The sequence below is a fragment of the Mesorhizobium sp. WSM4809 genome, from assembly GCF_055811655.1.
The window spans coordinates 13,778-32,091 of the sequence record NZ_JBVVQW010000031.1 but is presented as its reverse complement, the minus strand read 5'-3'; the positions used below and the strand labels follow the sequence as shown (position 1 = coordinate 32,091).

Below are 18,314 nucleotides of genomic sequence, written 5' to 3'. Positions count from 1 at the left end.
CCGGTCCTCCCGGCGGACAAGAAAACTGTCACCCATCTAATCAGTCCATTCTGTTACCTATCTATCCGGTTCGGACAAGGCCTCTTTCTCCCCGTCACTATACGGGGAGAAATGCCCGGCAGGGCAATGAGGGGCAGCACAAGCCTCACTTTCATATTCGCCAAGGCGCCTTACGGCGCCTTGATCTCCATCATGCCGGTGGCGGTGCGGGCCGAATATTGCGGCCGGTACATGTCCTCCACCGTTGCCGCCGGGTGCGCATAGGTACCAGGCGTCACCGCGCGCACGACATAGGCGAGCGTCAGATTGTGGTCATGATCGCCGTCGGCCGGGTTGAACGCCGCGACGAAACGGTCGTCGCGGAATTCGAGATGCGCGGCATCGGTCTGCGCCAGCCACGAGAAGTTCGTCAACTGGGCGCTGGAGACCAGGCCGGGATTGTCGATCTCGAAGCCGGCCGGCAACAGGTCGGTGACCAGCAGGCGCGACGGCCATTTGTTCTGCTCGTTGACCTTGAGCACGACGACATAGCGTTCGTTCTGCGTCGCCTCGGTGACATTGGCCTCGGTGCCGTCGAGCTTGTAGTAGGTGCGGTTGATGGTGAAGCCGTCGCCGCCGGCCGGCAAGGGCTGGACCGGCGACGCCACGGTGGTGACGACGGCCTGCAGCGGGGTCTTGCCGGTGTTGGCGATGGTCAGCGGGCTGTCGGCCAGGTCAGAGCCTTCCACCTGGTTGGAGTAGCCGCCGGAATGCGCCGCGCCATTGACGGCCAGCGTGATCGTATCATTGCCCTCCTTCAGCGCGCGGGCCGCCAGCAGCATCCAGGATTCGTCCTGGGTGGTGGTCCAGCGGGCTTCCGCGCGTTCCCTGGTCACCAGCTTGATCAGTTCCGGCACGATTGTCGGCACCGGCTTCGATTCCGCCGCCAGCGCCAGCATCGCCGCGCCATCACGCAGCCGCGAACCGTAGTCGGAGCGGTAGTAGTCGTAGTCGGTGGTCGACTTTGCCAACTGCAAGGCGGTCTTGAAGGTGGCTTCGGCGCGCGGTGTATCGCCGTAGAGCGCCAGGCTTGCCGCCAGCTGGGCAACGGCCATCGGGCTTGAGAAAGCTTCGAGTTGGGTATCCGCATAGTAGCGCAGGTCGCCGATCGAGGCCTTCTTGTTGCGGGCCAGAACGTAGAGGGCGTAGGCGATCTCGCTGCCACGGTCCTGGACGCTCTGGTCGTAGCCGAGCGAGTTCTGCAAATTGCTCAGCGCCTGGTTCATGGCCAGGCTCGGCACGTCGTATTTCTGCTCGCGCGCCCTGGTCAGGAAGTCGGTGACATAGGAATCAAGCCACAGATCGCCGGAGCCCGGACCCCACAGGCCGAAGCTGCCGCCCGAGGCCTGATAGCTCAGAACCTTATAGATGGCGTCCTGGATGCGGCCATGGATATCGGGATCGCTGGCCATGCCGACGCCGGAAGCCAACTCATTGACGTAGAGAAGCGGCATGGCGCGGCTGGTGGTCTGCTCGGCGCAACCATAGGGGTAGCGGTCGAGCGTCATCAGCAGCGACGGCACGTCGAAGGCGGCGGCCTGCGAAACGCCGACACTGACGGAGGCGCCGTTGAGCAGGCTGGCTGCCAGCAGTTCCTTGTCGACGCGCAGCGCGCCGCCATTGCCCTTGAGGTCGACCACCAGCCGGGTGGTCACCGGCAATTGCGCCGGGCGCACCGGCACATAGAGCGTCTGCTCGACCCTGGTGCCGTCGGCATGGGCAAGCTTGATGGTGAGCGAGGCATTGCCGGCCGTCTGAGCGACCAGCGGCACGGTCAGCGTCTGGCGCTTGCCCTGGGCGAGCGTCAGCTTCTGGGGCAGGGGCTTGTCGCCGGTCGACAGGTCACCCGTTGTTTCGATCGAGAACGCATAGTCGCCGGCCGGACCATCGGTGTCGGCGACGTCTAGGCGCATGACGGCGGCGTCACCAGGCGCCAAGAAGCGTGGCAGGCCAGCGGTGATCACGATGGGATCGCGCACGATGACATCGGACTGGGCGTGGCCGACCGCATCCTTGGTCCAGGCGACGGCCATGACGCGCACGGTGCCGTTGAACTGCGGGATGTCGAAGTCGACGCGCGCCTTGCCGTCGGCATCGAGTTCGACGATGCCGGAGAAGAAGGCGACCAGTTTTTCGGTCGGCGGGTTGCCTTGCGCCTGCATGTTGGCGCCGTCGCCGCCGGTCCGGAGCTTGCCGGTATTGCCGAGCGAGCCATCGATCAGGCGGCCGTATATGTCGCGGATTTCCATGCCCAGCATGCGCTGGCCGAAGAACCAGTTCTCCGGATCCGGCGCCTTGTAGTTGGTCAGGTTGAGGATGCCGACATCGACGGCGGCAACCATGACGTAGGCATTGCTTCCCGGCTGCACGCCGGCGACCGAAACCGGGATCGACAGCTGCTGGCGCGGCATGGTCTTGTCCGGCGGCGTCAAGGTGATGGCGAGCTTCTTCGAGCCCGGATCGACCTTCAGCCATTTCACGCCGATGGCGCGGGCCGGCATGCGCGTTTCCTGCGCATCGCCCGGCCTGAAAAGCGTTGCCGTGACATAGGCACCGGCACCCCAATCGTCGCCGACCGGTATGTCGACCGTGCTGCCGCCGGCCGGCACGGATGCCGTGACGGTCTTCAACAGTTTGTCGGAACCGATGTTGATGAGAAGTTCGCCGGCAAAATGCGGCGAGACTTTCAGCTTGGCCACTTCGCCGGCGGCATAATTGTCCTTGTCGAGGGCGATTTCGAGGCCGTCAGGCGTTTCGGTGGTGGTCGAGGAGACATACCAGCCGGCATCGAACTCGTAGCTTGTCGCCGGTCCCTCGGGATCCGATGTTTCGACCTCGAGGCGATACTGACCCCAATCGACCGGCACGGAGACCGTCGCGTCGCCGTCGGCGCTGAGGTCGACCTGACCGTTGGCGATCGACTTGGTGAAGGTGACCGGCTCGTAGTTCCAGGAATTGTTGGAGCGGTACCACTGGTAATTGCGTTCGACCTTGACCAGCGTCCACTGCGCGCCTTTCAGCGCCTCGCGCTTGCCGTCGGGATCGACGGCGATCAGGCTGAACTTGGCGGTGCCGCCCTGGGGCACTTCATTGTCCGCGAAATCCGGACGGATGCCGATCATATGGCCTTGCGGGCGGATGCCGATGTTGAGCGAACGCTCGATGGCGCGGCCGCCGGTTTCGCGCATCCTCACCGTCACCTTGGCGTCGACCAGCTTGGTGGTCGAGGGCAGTTGGTCGACGGAGACCGGGAAGGTCACCTTGCCGTCATCGCCAACCACCGGCAGACCGGCGAGGGGGGTGACCGTGGGTTCGGCCGACTGCTCGTCGGCAAGACCGAATGAAAAGCCCTGGAAACGGTCCCAGTGGCGCGACGTCGACAGCGTCAACTCGCCTTCCAGCGCCAGGCCCGCCGCCGGCGCGCCATAGAGGAAGCGGCCGTCAATGTCGATGTTGGCGGTTTCGCCCTGGGCGATTTCCTGCTTGTCGGCCTTCATATCGAATTCGATGCGATCCGGCACGAAATCCTCGACCAGGAACATCTGGCTGGCCACCGCCGGCTGCTTGGGATCGGTGTAGATCGACACCGACCAGGTGCCTCGCATGGCGTTGGGTTCGAGCGGCAGGTCGACGGCATGGCCACCGGCCGAAGCGCCGTCACTGACGATGCGGCGGCTTTCGACACCGTCGGGGCGCGAGAAGACGAAGGTCAGCGGCAGGTTCTCGACCGCCTTGGCGGCGCCGTCGCGGGCAAGGGCCGCGACATGGACATCCTCGCCGGCACGGTAGATGCCGCGTTCGGTCCAGGCATAGACGTCCAGGGCTCCTGGCGCCGCGCGCCCGGTGACGCCGCGGTCGGACAGATCGAAGCCGGCCCGGCCCATGTCGAGGAAGACGAAATCATTGTCGCCCTGCTTGGCCATCAGCACGGCCGGCACCATGCCGCCGTCGCCGCGCGTCAGGCCGGGGTTGAAGACGGCATGGCCATCGGCATCCGATGTCGCCGTGCCGAGAACCTCATTGTTCCTGGCAACCAGCGTCAGTTCGGCGCCGGCGATCGGCTTGGCGCTGCCCAGCGAACGGGCAAAGACATTCAACCCATCCTGGCCGGTATAAGTCGACAGGCCGATGTCGGAGACGACGAACCATTGCGTGGCCATCGAATTGTAGTCGTCGCTCTTGTCATTGACGGCCTGCGCGGTCAGCACATAGACGCCGGGCTTGCGCTGCGGCAGCGCCTCGTCAACCGGGAAGGAGGTGGTGACCTCCTTGTTGAGATCATTGGCGATGTCGAGCTGGCCTTGCCAGACCGGCGCGCCCATCTGCTCGGAAATGTTGGAGATGTCGTAGCCGTCGAGCTGGTGCAGGAACTGGTAGCCCGACAGAAGCTGGGCCAGCGAACGATCGCCGATGCGGTAGAGCTTCATTTCGGCGGCGTTCATGTTGACGGTGACGATCGGAATGCCGCGGCGCGCGCCGGCCGGCAGCACGAAGCTGTCACCGGTGAAGCGGGCGGACGGTGCGCGGTCCTGCACATAGATCGACAGCACCACCGGGGCCGCGGTCACCTCGCCGATTGCCGCCGGCAGGCCGGCGCGGAAAGTGACGTCGTAGTGCTGGCCATGCTCCAGTCCTTCGACGCAGATTTGCTTGTCCTTGGCCTCGACGCCCTTGGGCGGCGCGTTGTCGACGGTGACGAACTGCGCGTAGTCGACGCCGGTCTTGACCAGATCCTCGGAGAATTGCGCGCAAATGCGCGGCGCGCTGGTGTCGGCGTCGATGGTGTGGTCGATAACGCGGAAACCCTTGCGGGCCTTGAGATCGGCATAGTCGGCCTGGACCGCCGGCGAAGGGTTCAGGGCAAGGCTGGCTTCATAGGCCTGCAGCGCCGGCCGGTAGAGATCGCGCTTGTCGAGCCCGTTGCCGAGCAGCGCCAGCACTTCGGCGCGCGTCTTGGTGGTGCGCAGCAATTTATAGGCATTGAAAGCGGCCGACGTGCTGTTCGCCGGCAAAGTGGAGGCTTCGGAGGTGCTTGCTGCAGGCTGAACGGCCAGCGTTTCACGCGCCAGGTTAAGCCAGAGCTGGCCATCATCGGGCAGCACCGAGACCGCGGCCTCGTATTTCAGCATGGCGGAGCGGTGATCCCCGGTCAGCACGGCCTGTTCGGCGGCGTTCAGCAAGGCAGCCATGCCTTCGGTCGGCTTGTCATAGGCCGGGCCGAGCAGCTTGTTGCGGTATTGCTGGGCCTGATCGGCCATCCAGTTGGGGAAGAAAGCGAGTTCCGGCGGCGCGCCGATATCAGGATCGCCATCGATGTTGACGACCTTGCCCGCGACCGCGCCGTTGAAGGTTTTCAGCTGGTTGTAGTCGGATTTGAGGAAGCACCATTTGGCTTTTTTGTTGTAAGTGAAGGCGCGGCAGGCCGGGTCTCCCAGGCATGTCGTCTTGCACTGGTCGATTGTCACATTCTGGTCGGACCTGAGATCAAAGCCGAAATAATCGGAATTGTCCGTTGTCGCGATCCGCCGGGCCTCGGCCGCTTGCGCGGCGCTGCTCCAGGCCAGGACATTGGCCCAGGCGAGAAACAGAAGAATCAGGATAGACAGACCACGAGCCGCGCGCATTGCCATAACACCCCTCCAGACACAGCTGACGTCCGGGCATGATCAAGCTTCAGTCAGGCTTGTCAACACAAGGACGCGGCAGGGTTCCGCCTGCCAACGGTTTCCTTTCCGGCCGATCACCGGTAGTACCTCCATAGGACAGGGGATCACGCTTTCTTGCGGCGACGCAAAAGGTGTGAATTCCAAGCCCGCCCTATTTCAGACAATTGGATTGTGGCCCCTTTACGAGCGCTTCAGAACTTCATTCCAATTTTAGTTTTGTAAACTAGGTTGTCTTAATGCCGGCGCATGAAGAGCAGATGTCAGGAGGTCGCGCGCCAGGGCGTGCGCTTCCGCGCGCCCTGCTGTTGGCCATGATGTGCTCGACCGTGCTCGTCGCCGAATCGCGGCCGGCGGCCGCTTTCGAGCTTTTCGGCATCAAGCTGTGGGGGTCGTCCAGCGACGAGGATGCCGATATCGTCGATCCCCTGCGTTACGCCGTGACCATTTCCGCCCCCGACGCCGACAAGGATCTGGTCAAGAAGCTCGAAAATGCCTCTGCGCTGAAGAGTGACGAGGAGCGTCCGGTTTCCGGTTCGCTCGGACTGATGGCCAAGGCGCGCAGCGACCGCGAACAGCTTGTCGCCGCGCTCTATGCCGATGCCCGCTACGAAGGCGTCGTCACCGTCACCATCGACGGCAAGCCGCTCGACGATTTGCCGCCGGATGCCGAATTCAAGGGGCCGCAGCCGGTTCCCGTGGTCATCGACATTGCCAGCGGGCCGAAATTCACCTTGGGCAATATCCACCTTGAGGGCGACGCGGCAGGGCTGATGAGCGCCGATTACGGCTTGATATCAGGCGGCGATGCGGGATCCGGCGCTGTGCTCAAGGCCGAGGCGCTGATCGTGCGGACGCTGAAGGAGCAAGGCAGGCCGCTGGCAGAGGTGACGGACCGGCAGATCGTCGCCGACCACGCTACTTCGACGCTGGACGTGACGCTGACGGTCGCCGCTGGGCCGGTCGCCGGCTATGGCGACACAACGGTGGAAGGCACCGAAAAGGTCGACCGCGACTTCACCGAATACATGACCGGCCTCAAGCGCGGCCGGCAGTACTCGCCGCAAGAGATCGATGACGCGCGCGACCGGCTGCTGGCGCTCGAGGTCTTCAACAGTGTGACGTTCAAGGAAGCCGACACGCTCGATGCCGACGGCAACATTCCGATCGGCGTCCAGGTCAGCGAGCGCAAGCCACGCTATTTCGGCGTCGGCGGCACCTTCTCCAACACCGAGGGGCTGGGCCTGGAAGGTTATTGGGGCCACCGAAATTTGTTCGGCCGGGCCGAGAAGCTGCGCATCGACGGCAAGATCAGTGGCATCGGCAGCAATGATCTCGGCGAGCTCAACTACAATGCCGGCATCATGTTCGAAAAGCCGGGCGTGATCGGGCCGGCATCGAAGTTCTTCGCCGGCGTCAAGACGGTACTCGAACATCCTGACGCCTATGACCATTTCTCGGTCAAGGGCAGCACCGGGCTGTCCTACGAGCTGACCAAGAAGCAGACGGTTTCCGCCGAGGTGGCGCTCGACTATTCCCGCATCCACGACGCTTTCGGCAAGCACAAATACCTGATCGCCAGCATCCCGCTGCAATATGTCTATGACAACCGGGACAACCGGCTGAACCCGACAAGCGGCTTCCGGGTGCTGGCCTATGCCGAGCCCAGCTACGACATTTTGAGCGGTGCGGCGTTCCTGAAGCTGAGGGGCGAAGGGTCGGCCTATCAGTCGCTGGACTCGGCTTCGAAATTCGTGCTGGCCGAACGTGTCGCCATCGGTTCGATCGTCGGCACCAGCCTCGAACATGTGCCAGCCGACCGGCGCTTTTATTCCGGGGGCGGCGGTTCGGTGCGCGGCTATGCCTATCAGGGCATCGGACCCAAGGACTTCACCGGCCAGCCGATCGGCGGCCTCTCCTTCTTCGAAACCTCGGTCGAGATGCGCATCGCCATCACCGATACGATCGGCATCGTGCCGTTCGTCGACGCCGGCACCGTATCGACCAAATCGGCTCCCGATTTCTCCGATGTCAAGGTCGGCGCCGGCGTCGGCCTGCGCTATGTCACGCCGTTCGGGCCACTGCGCATCGATGCCGCCGTGCCGCTCAACCGCGATCCGGGCGACCCGCGTTTCGGCATCTATGCCGGCATCGGGCAGGCATTCTGAGCGATGAAAACAGTCTGGCGCATCCTCCGCATTGTCCTTTACACGCTGCTGATCGTGGTTGCGGGAGCGATCGGCGCGCTGGTGGTGCTGACCAAGACCGAGCGCGGCCGCGACAATCTCGCCGGCATCATTTCGCGGCTGGCTTCGAACGATGACCGCAAGATCACGGTCAGCGGCATAGACGGCATCTGGTCCGGGGCGCTCAGCGTCGACCATGTCGTGCTGGAGGACCGCGAGGGCGCCTGGCTGGTGGCGCGCAAGGTGGCCGTCGACTGGTCGCCGCTGGCGCTGCTGTCGAAAAACTTCAGCGCCGACCGTATCGCTGCCGAGCGTATCGAACTGGCGCGATTGCCGGTGACCAGCACGCAGCCAGCGCCGAGCGGGGGTACGACGACGCTGCCGGTTTCCATCGACATCAAGCAGATCGATCTGCCCGAGATCGCGCTTGGCCAGCAACTGGCCGGCAGCGGCGTCGCCGAGCTTGCGGCCAAGGGATCGGTCAAGGCCGATGCCGCGCCACTGGCGGTCGAGACGGTGCTCAACATCACCCGTCATGACGGCAAGCAAGGTAATGTCGACGCCAAGATCCACTTTGCGCCGGCAGACAACAGGCTCGATCTCGACCTGAAGGCCTCGGAGCCGGCAGGCGGTATCATCGCCAACCTGCTCAAGCTGCCCGACACGCCGCCGGTCGACATAGATGTCTCGGGCACCGGGCCGCTCGCCAACTGGAACGGCATCGGCACGTTCTCAGTCGACGGCAAGATCGTCACCCAGCTGACGGGTCGCCACCAACTGACCGACAAGGGCAATCATATCGAGGCCAAGGGCGACGGCGATTTCGCTCGCTTCCTGCCTGAGAATCTCAAGCCGCTGTTTGCCGGCAAGACCAGTTTCGACGTTGCCGGCACCGCCACATCGGCCGGTGGCGTCAGTGTCGACCGCGCGAACATCGACAGCGATGCGGTGCACGGCACCGCGACCGGCATTGTCGATCCTGCCGGCGCCAGCGACCTCTCGGTCGAACTCGCCGCCAAGGGGCCGCCCGTGGTGATCAGCGTCGGCAGCAAGGCGCAGCCGATCACGCTGGCGATCAGCAATGCCACCGCCCGGGCCTTCGGCGACGGCAAGGCGCCGATCATCGACATCGGCGCCTCCTTCGTCTCCATCGTCGCCGGTGGCACGCGGCTGGACGATCTGGCGGCCCAGATCCATTCCGAGGGTTTTGACATCCAGAACCGCGCCGGGCCGGTCACCGTCAAGCTGGAGGCGGGCGGCCTCAACACCGACGTGGCGACGCTGGCGCCGCTGATCACCGGCAAGATCGATGTCGATCTGGCCGGGTCGGTCAGCAAGGACGCCATTGCCGTCGACCAGGGCACGCTGCGTTCCGACGCGCTCAACGCCTCGCTGACCGCGACGGTGGCGCTTGCCGACCTGTCGATGCAGCTGAAGATGAACGCGGATGCCGTGGCGACGGCCTTTCCGCCGCAGATCGCCTCGGTGCTCGGCGCTAGGGTGAAATTCTCGGCCAGCGCGGCCCGCGATCCGCAGGGATCCTTCGCCGCGAATTCGATCGAATTCACCTCCGGCACGCTCAGCGCCGCCGGCACGGCCAGCATGCAAGGCACCGATATCCAGGCCGACATCAAGGGCAAACTGGGCGACGTTTCCGTGCTGTCGCCGACAGTCGGCGTGCCGGTTGCCGGTGGCGTCGATTTCGCGCTGTCGGCAAGCGGCGCCATGACGGCGCCGGATTTCACGGTTACCGCCGATAGCGACAGCCTGACGGCATCGGGCCGCACGGTGAAGAGCATCAAGCTGACGGCTAGCGGCAATGCCGATATCACCAGTCCCGCCGCCAATGTCTCGCTGACCGGCTCCGTCGACGACCAGCCGCTCGACATCAAAGCAGCGCTGGTGACGAGCGAAGGCAAGCGTTCGATCAATGGTTTTCTGGTCTCGCTCGGCGACAACAAGGTCTCGGGTGATCTCGCGCTCGACGACAAATTCATGCCGCTCGGCACGCTGACGCTCGATGCACCTGCCATTGACCAGCTGGCCGCACTTGCCGGCCAGGCGATAACGGGAGACATCGACGGAACCATCCGCTTCGCGGGGGATCGCGACGCGCCCTCCGTTGCGATCGATGCGAAGAGCACATCGATCGCGCGTGGCGAGGTGACGGCCAAGGCCATCACCGTCAATGCGCTGATCGCCAATTATCTCAAGGCGCCGGCGATCGCGGGTACGATCAAGGCCGACAGCGTCACCTCCGGGACCACGGAAATCGGCGGCATCGGCGTCGACCTGAAGCGTGATGGCGACTGGACCAATTTTACCGGCGGCGCCACCATAGCGGGCATTCCGGCGACCGCTGCCGGCCGGGTGAAGATCGCCGACGGCACGACGAGCATCGAGATTGCCTCGGGCGAGGCGACGGTTCGCGGCATCAAGGCGGCAATCGCCCAGGCGTCGACACTAAGCATCGCCAACGGCACGACCAGCATCGAAAGGCTGGCGCTCGACGTCGGCGGCGGCTCGGTGACCTTGTCCGGGACAGCTGGCCAGACGCTCGATCTCGCGGCGCAATTTTCGGCACTGCCCGCGGCGCTCGCCAATGGATTTTCGCCCGGCCTCGATGCTGTGGGCACGCTCAGCGGCACGGCTGGTGTGACCGGACCGCCGGCCGCTCCCGATGTCCGCTTCAATGCGCAACTGGCCGGCATCGAAACCAGCCAGACCCGGCAGGCCGGGCTCGGACCGCTCGCCGTCGATGCGGCCGGCAGCTACACGATTGCCGGCGGCGTGGTGCTCGATCAGGTGACGCTGACCGGCGACAAGGTTTCCGGCAAGGCAACCGGCACCCTCAACCCGAACGGCGCCAGCGATTTTGTGCTCGATCTCATCTCATCCGGCCCCAGCCTGCCCCTGACTGTCGGCAGCGCCGAGAGCCCGGTCAAGATCGAGATCCAGTCCTTGTCGGCAAAGGTGGCGGGCGAGAGCACGCGGGCCCGCCTGGATGTCTCGGCGATCCTGCCCTCGATCGTCACCAGCCCGGCGAGGGTGGAGGGGCTTGCCATGGCGTTGCATTCGGATGCGTTCGATCTCAAGAACCGTGCAGGGCCGGTTTCCGGCACGGTGTCGGTGGACAAGGTCGGTCTCAACAATCCGGTGATCGCGCCGCTGATCGCCGGCAAGGTCACGGCAGCCGTCAGCGGCCGCCTGACGGCCGACCTGTTTGCCATCGACAGCGGCTCGCTCAAGAGCGATGCGCTGAACAGCCAGGTCGCCGGCCAGGTATCGCTGCGAGACGGTGCCATAGACCTCAACCTGAAGGCGGATGCCCCATCGTCGGCCTTGCCGGCGGCGGCGCGCGGCATGCTTGGCGAACGCGCTGAGATCAGCGCCACGCTGAAGCGCGACCCCAACGGCAGCATCAACATAGGCGGATTGAAGTTGACCTCGGGTGCGCTGACCGCCGACGGGCATGCCAGCCTTGCCGACAACAAGGTGGCCGCCGACATCAAGGGCGCGCTGAGCGACATCTCGCTGCTGTCGAAGGATGCCAAGGGCGCCATCGCCTTTGCGTTGAACGCACAGGGGCCGGCCACTGCGCCGGATCTGTCACTGACGGTCGACAGCGACCGCCTTCTCGTGGCGGCGCGAGAGATCACCGGGTTGAAGCTGACCGCCACCGGCAAGGCCGACGCCGCCAATCCGGCGGCGAATGTGCAACTGACCGGCAATGTCGCCGGCCAGGCGCTGCAAGGCAGTGCGGTGCTGGCGACGGCGGACGGCAAGAGCGCCATCAACGGCCTGCTGCTGTCGCTCGGCAAGAACAGGATTTCCGGCGATCTGGCGCTGGACGAGAAGTTCGTGCCGGTCGGCACCATCGCGCTCGACCTGCCCGATATCGGCCCGCTGGCGGCACTTGCCCTGGAAAAGGCCGAAGGCGACGTGCGCGGCACGATCGCCTTTTCGAAGAACGGCACCGCACCGCAGGTCGCCATCAAGGCGGCGACAGCGTCGATCACGCGCGGCGACCTGCAGGCGAAAGCCGTCTCGATCGATGCGCTGGTCGCCAACTATCTGGCGGCGCCCGTGATCTCCGGAAAGATCCGCGCCGACACCGTCATTTCGGGCGGCACCGTGATCAGCGGCATCGATGTCGACTTAAAGCGCGACGGCGACTGGACCGGCTTCGCCGGCGGCGCAACCGTCAAGGGCATTCCGGCGCGGGCCGCCGGCCGGGTGAAAGTGGCCAACGGCACGACAACTATCGAGCTTGCCTCCGGCCAGGCGACCGTCCAGGGCATCAAGGCGGCCATTGCCCAGGCCTCGACCGTCAGCATCGCCAATGGCACGACGACGCTGGACCGGCTGGTGCTCAACCTTGGCGGTGGCACGGCGACGGTGACCGGCAAGGTCGGCACGGCGCTCGACATCAATGCGACGCTGGCGCGGGTGCCGATGTCGCTCGCCAACAGTTTTTCGCCGGGGCTCGATGCCGCCGGCTCGATCTCAGGCACGGTCAAGGTGACGGGCGCGCCGGCAAATCCCGCCATTGCCTTCAATCTCGACGCGGCGGGCGTGCAGACCTCGCAGACCCGCGGTGCCGGTGTCGGTGCGGTCAGTGTCTCCTCGTCGGGCACCTTCGGCGCCAACAAACTGACCTTCAATGCCAATGTCAGCGATGGAGCCGGCCTTGGCGTCAAGGGCGGCGGCACCGTGACGACGGCCGGCACGCCGGCACTGGTGCTCGACTTCAATGGCGTCGTGCCGTTCGGCCTGCTCAGCCAGAAGCTTGCCGCGCAGGGCCTGTCGCTGTCCGGAACCGCCAATGTCAACGTGCAGGTGCGCGGTCCCGCGACATCGCCCGTCATCGGCGGCAGCGTCAGCACCTCGGGTGCGCGCCTTGTCGATGCGCGCTCCGGCCTCGCCGTCAACGATCTCGCCGCCGATGTCTCGATTGCCGGCGGCGTCGCCAGGATCAACCGGTTGACCGGAACGCTGTCGACGCGCGGCAGCCTGTCGGCCAGCGGCACGGTCGGCATCAACCCGGCGCAGGGTTTTCCGGCCGATTTGTCGATCAAGCTGGTCGACGGCCGCTATACGGACGGAAGGGTGGTGACCGCCAATCTCGGCGGCGACCTTACGATCAAGGGACCGCTGACCTCCGCACCGGTCATTGCCGGCACCGTCAACCTCGCCAAGACGGTGATCACCGTTCCGGACAAATTGCCGGGCTCGCTGGCGGCGCTCGACGTCAAGCACAAGAACGCGCCAGGTGCGGTAAAGGCGCAGGACAAGGCGCTGCGGCCGCCGACGACCAGCGGCAAGGGCGGCGGTAGCGGCCTTGCACTCGATGTCACGGTCAACGCGCCGAACCAGATCTTCATCCAGGGCAGGGGCGTCGATGCCGAACTTGGCGGCTCGCTGAAGCTGACCGGCCCGGCCTCGTCGCCGCAAGCGGTCGGCACCTTCACCCTGCAGCGCGGACGGCTGTCGATTCTCGGCAAGCGGCTGACCTTCACCGAAGGCACGGTCGGATTTTCCGGCTCGCTGGTGCCCTATCTCAATTTGACGGCGACTACGACGACGACCGGCGCCACCGTCACCATCGTGGTGTCGGGCGAGGCGACCAATCCGAAGTTCACCTTCTCCTCGGTGCCGGCGCTGCCCGAGGACGAGGTGCTGGCGCAATTGATCTTCGGGCGCTCGATGTCGAACCTGTCGCCGCTGCAGATCGCCCAGTTGGCCGAGGCCGCCGGGCAACTGGCCGGCGTCGGCGGCTCGACGTCGCTGCTGGAAAACCTGCGCAGCGCCATTGGTGTCGACGACCTCGACGTCACCACCGACGACCAGGGCGGCACGGCGGTTTCGGCGGGCAAATACCTCAACGACCGCACCTATGTCACGATCCAGAAAGGCGACAAGCCGGGCTCGGGCAAGGCTACGATCGACCTCAATGTCGGACGCGGCGTCAAGCTGCGCGGCGAGGCCAACGATGCCGGCGAAGCCAAGGGCGGCATCTTCTACGAGAAGGAATACTGATAGTTCGGCAGGACTTTTGGCCTCATGATGGATCGATTCTGGCGCTGTCCGGGCTGGAGTAAATGTCTCAGTTTAATCGACTACCGAGATTCCAGAAGAATCCGTCGGACAGTAGCAAATTTGCGCCAAGACTGTCGTTATCACGCGAACCGCTCCCCTTTCAAAGTTGCACATTCCCTAACATGTTCTCAATCCACGCCGTCTTTGACATCATGGCCTGGATGCGGAATGTTAAAAGGCGGAAAGCCAACAATGGGAGTTAAGTCATGACAATTTATAAGAGTAATGGCGATCGCGTTCCGGATCACATCCTGGCCATGGCCGAAGAAGCCAAGGCAGGCAAGGTGGATCGCCGCGAATTCCTGGCCATGGCCAGCGTCTTCGGTGCATCGACGGCAATGGCTTACGGCTTGCTCGGCCTCGCCGATCCGACGCCGGCGAAGGCCGAAGAGGTAAAGGGCAAGAAGGGCGGCACGCTGAAGATCGCCCAGTGGATTAAGGATCCCAAGGACCCGCGCAAGGCCGACTGGTCGGAAATCGCCAATGCCGAGCGCCAGGCGCTCGAGCCGTTGGTCAAGTACACGTCCGAATACACGTTCCGACCTTATCTGCTGGAAAGCTGGGACGTCAACGACGATGCCACGCAGTACACGCTGCATGTGCGCAAGGGCGTCACCTGGTCGAATGGCGATGCCTTCACCTCCGCCGACGTCGTCTTCAACCTGAAGCGTTGGGCCGACAAGAAAGCCGAAGGCAATTCCATGCCAGGCCGTCTTGGCTCGCTGGTCAAGGACGACAAGCTCGACGAAAGCGCCGTGACCATGCCGGACGACCACACGGTCGTGCTGAAGCTCACCAAGCCGGACATCGCGCTGATTCCGAACATGTGCGACTATCCCGGCCTCATCGTCCACAAGACCTTCGATGAGAAGGGCGGCGACTTCAAGGCCTGCCCGATCGGCACCGGTCCGTTCGAACTCGTCTCCTACGATGTCGGTCAGAAGGTGGTCTACAAGCGCCGCACCGACGACAAGTGGTGGGACGGCGAAGTGTTCCTCGACGGCCTGGAATTCATCGACTACGGCACCGATCCGGCGGCCATGGTCAGCGCTTTCGAAGCCGGCGAAGTGCACACCAATTTCGAGACTTCGGCCGACTACGTGTCGATCCTCGACGGCATGGACCTGGTGAAGTCGGAAATCGTCACCGCGTCGACCATCGTCTGCCGCACCAACGTCAACAACAAGCCCTATGGCGACCAGAAGGTGCGCAACGCGCTGCAGCTTGCGGTCGACAACAATGTCGTCCTGCAGCTCGGCTACGGCAATGCCGGCTCGGTCGCCGAAAACCACCATGTCTGCTCGATCCATCCGGAATATTACGAGCTACCCAAGGTTGCCCGTGATCCGGCCAAGGCAAAGGCGCTGATGGCGGAAGCCGGCCAGGCCGACTTCGAACACGAGCTGATCACTGTCGACGAAGACTGGCACAAGAATACCGGCGATGCGATCGCCGCCCAGATGCGCGACGCCGGCATCAAGGTGAAGCGCACCGTTCTGCCGGGTTCGACGTTCTGGAACGACTGGACGAAGTATCCGCTGTCGATGACCAACTGGAACATGCGCCCGCTCGGCGTCCAGGTTCTGGCCATCGCCTATCGCACCGGCGAGGCCTGGAACGAGGCCGGCTGGTCGAATCCGGACTGGGATGCCAAGCTCAATGCGGCGCTCGCCGTTGCCGACGCCGCCAAGCGCAAAGAAATGATGAAGGACATCGAGCAGATCCTGCAGGATTCCGGCATCATGATCCAGCCGTACTGGCGCAAGCTCTACAGCCACTCGGTCAAGGTGGTGCAGAACTACAAGATGCACCCGACCTTCGAGCGCGACTACGGCAAGGTCTGGCTCGAGCAGGCTTGATCGCATCGACATGGGGGAAGGGGCTCGCTCCCTTCCCTTGCTCTTTGCATCGTCCCTGCTGGTCCGTACTTTCTCAAAAAAGTTGCGACTCGCGGGCAAGGCCATGCAACAAAAACAGGGTTGATCGCATCCGAAGGCCTGTTTGACAGCCAGCCCCGCCGGTTACGGCAGGGTTGGCTTTCATAGCCGGCTCAAACCCCAACCCATCGGCAGGGGGCCGCCATGCTTTCCTTCGTTATCAGGCGTCTTGGCACCATGGCATTGACGATGCTGTGCCTGACCATGGTCGTCTTCTTCCTGATCAACCTCGAACCCAATCTGAAGAAGCTGGCGATCAGCCAGACCGAAATGCATACGTCGGCCGAGCAGCTCGAGAGCTGGCTGGTCAACCATGGCTACCGGCAGAACTTCTTCGTCCGCTATGGGCAGTGGCTGGGTGTGGTGCCCAAGCAACCTGTTACAGACCCGGCGACCGGCAAGCCGGCGCAGCGTTTCTCCTTCTGCAACGATCCGCTCGTGCCGACCTTCGCCGGCGTTTTCCAGGGCGATTTCGGCTGCTCGACCAAGTTCAAGGCGACCGTCGCCTCAAAGCTGTTTCCGGCACTCGGCGCTACCGGCATCCTGATGTTCTGGGTGCTGGTGGTGATGGTGCCGATCTCGCTGCTGATCGGCATTCTGGCCGGCATGCGCGAGGGGTCGCGAACCGACCGGTTGCTGTCCGTGGCGTCGATCGCCTCGACGGCGACGCCTGAATATGTGTCGGGCGTCATCTTCACCGTCATCTTCGCCTCATGGCTCGGCTGGCTGAACGGCTCGGCGGCTTCGGCCAGCCAGGGCATCACCTTCTACAATTTCACTTTGCCGGTGATGACGCTGGCGATCTACGGCATCGGCTACATCGCCCGCATGACGCGTGCTTCGATGGTCGAAGTGATGACGCAGCAATATATCCGCACTGCCAGGCTGAAGGGTCTTTCCTTCGGCAGCGTCGTGGTCAAACATGCCTTGCGCAACGCGCTGATCGCACCGTTCACCGTCATCATGCTGCAATTCCCGTGGCTGCTCACCGGCGTCGTGATCGTCGAGGTGATGTTCCGTTACCAGGGCTTCGGCTACACGCTGGTCGAGGCGGCCGGCAACAACGACATCGACCTTTTGCTCGGCTGCTCGCTGGTCTCGGTGTTCATCGTCTTGATCACGCAGCTCATTTCCGATGTCGGCTACGCGTTTCTCAATCCGCGTATCAGAGTTCAGTAGGGGGCGAAGCGGATGCCGGTTCAATACATCAGTGGCTTCACCATTGTTCTCGAAGTGCTGTCGCGCTTCTGGCCGGTCTGGATCGCGCTCGTCATCGTCATGGGTGCGAGCTTCGCCTACAAGAAGAAGCTGGCGCTCTACGGCCAGCTGTTCGACAGCGGCGTCGGCATCGTCGGCGTCGGCATCTGCCTGTTCTGGCTGTTCACGGCGATCTTCGCCGCGACCATTTCTCCCTTCGACCCGCTGGCCCAGATTCCCATCATGAAGGATGTGCTGCCGGGCGCCGTCGAACCGAAATCGGGGCTGACCTATCTGTTCGGCGGCGACAAGCTGGCGCGCGACGTGTTTTCGCGCATGGTCTATGGCAGCCAGATCGTGTTGATCATCGCGCCTGCGGCAACCGGCTTCGCGCTGATGGTCGGCATCACGCTCGGCCTGCCGGCCGGCTATTATGGCGGCAAGATCGACACCGTACTGTCGTTCCTGGCCAACCTCGTGCTCGCCTTCCCGGTCATCCTGCTGTTCTACCTTTTGGTGACGCCGGGCATCATGGACACGCCGATCCCCTATGGCATGGCCGGCGTCTTCTTCCTGTTCCCGATCATCTTTTTCAGCGTGCTGTTCTGGACCCGCTACAAGAACCGGCCCGACCGACTCTACATCCTGCTCGGCATCACCCTGATCCTCGGCGGCTGGATCTATGCCGGCCTGGTCTTCGACGCCGATCCGCTGAAGATCGTGCATATCGATCCCAACCAGCTCAACATCTTCGTGGCAGTGGTGTTCGCCTCCAGCCCCGGCGTGTTCCGCATCGTGCGTGGCCTGGTGATGGACATCAAGACGCGTGACTATGTGGCGGCCGCGCAGACGCGCGGTGAATCACCCTGGTACATCATGTTGTGGGAGATCCTGCCCAATGCGCGCGGGCCACTGATCGTCGACGCCTGCCTGCGCATCGGCTACACCACCATCCTGCTCGGCACGCTCGGCTATTTCGGCCTTGGCCTGGCACCGGAAAGTCCGGACTGGGGCACCGCGATCAAGGACGCCAGCCGCCTGCTGCGCTCCTTCATCCACCCGGCGTTACCGCCGACGATCGCACTGATGTCGTTCGTGCTGGGCTTGAACCTGCTCGCCGACTCGCTGCGCGAACAATCGATGAAAGACTGATCTCGGGTTTCGACCCGATGCGCCTGAGAGAAACAGGCCTA

6 protein-coding genes are annotated in these 18,314 nt (G+C 64.0%); 5 read left to right on the top strand and 1 reads right to left on the bottom strand.

The genetic code is table 11. The features are described from left to right. Positions 1-170 precede the first annotated feature (170 nt). Positions 171-5,669, bottom strand: a complete 5,499-nt coding sequence (locus AC0L24_RS32815; protein ID WP_292681595.1) for an alpha-2-macroglobulin family protein — start codon at positions 5,667-5,669, stop codon at positions 171-173. Positions 5,670-5,941: 272 nt separating this feature from the next. Between AC0L24_RS32815 and AC0L24_RS32810 the strand changes: the two genes are divergently transcribed. From AC0L24_RS32810 to AC0L24_RS32790, 5 genes are all read left to right on the top strand, one after another. Next, positions 5,942-7,870, top strand: coding sequence for an autotransporter assembly complex protein TamA (locus tag AC0L24_RS32810; RefSeq protein WP_127398130.1), 1,929 nt, complete (start codon positions 5,942-5,944; stop codon positions 7,868-7,870). Between the two features lie 3 nt (positions 7,871-7,873). After that, positions 7,874-13,927, top strand: a complete 6,054-nt coding sequence (locus tag AC0L24_RS32805) for a translocation/assembly module TamB domain-containing protein (protein WP_473564948.1) — start codon at positions 7,874-7,876, stop codon at positions 13,925-13,927. 266 nt (positions 13,928-14,193) lie between these two features. Next, the gene (locus tag AC0L24_RS32800; RefSeq protein WP_473564946.1) at positions 14,194-15,846 is read left to right on the top strand and encodes an ABC transporter substrate-binding protein; all 1,653 of its coding nucleotides are present in this window, start codon (positions 14,194-14,196) and stop codon (positions 15,844-15,846) included. A 222-nt stretch (positions 15,847-16,068) separates the two neighbouring features. Then, a complete protein-coding gene (locus AC0L24_RS32795) occupies positions 16,069-17,103 on the top strand; it encodes an ABC transporter permease (protein ID WP_127397585.1) in 1,035 nt (344 codons plus the stop codon). 12 nt (positions 17,104-17,115) lie between these two features. After that, the gene (locus AC0L24_RS32790; RefSeq protein WP_027035013.1) at positions 17,116-18,273 is read left to right on the top strand and encodes an ABC transporter permease; all 1,158 of its coding nucleotides are present in this window, start codon (positions 17,116-17,118) and stop codon (positions 18,271-18,273) included. Positions 18,274-18,314: the final 41 nt, after the last annotated feature.

What these genes read in the sequence shown, in the direction of transcription:
- AC0L24_RS32790 (WP_027035013.1), top strand. Translation starts at nt 17,116, where the DNA reads ATGCCGGTTCAATACATCAGTGGCTTCACCATTGTTCTCGAAGTGCTG.
- AC0L24_RS32805 (WP_473564948.1), top strand. Translation starts at nt 7,874, where the DNA reads ATGAAAACAGTCTGGCGCATCCTCCGCATTGTCCTTTACACGCTGCTG.
- AC0L24_RS32800 (WP_473564946.1), top strand. Translation starts at nt 14,194, where the DNA reads ATGACAATTTATAAGAGTAATGGCGATCGCGTTCCGGATCACATCCTG.
- AC0L24_RS32810 (WP_127398130.1), top strand. Translation starts at nt 5,942, where the DNA reads ATGCCGGCGCATGAAGAGCAGATGTCAGGAGGTCGCGCGCCAGGGCGT.
- AC0L24_RS32815 (WP_292681595.1), bottom strand. Translation starts at nt 5,669, where the DNA reads ATGGCAATGCGCGCGGCTCGTGGTCTGTCTATCCTGATTCTTCTGTTT.
- AC0L24_RS32795 (WP_127397585.1), top strand. Translation starts at nt 16,069, where the DNA reads ATGCTTTCCTTCGTTATCAGGCGTCTTGGCACCATGGCATTGACGATG.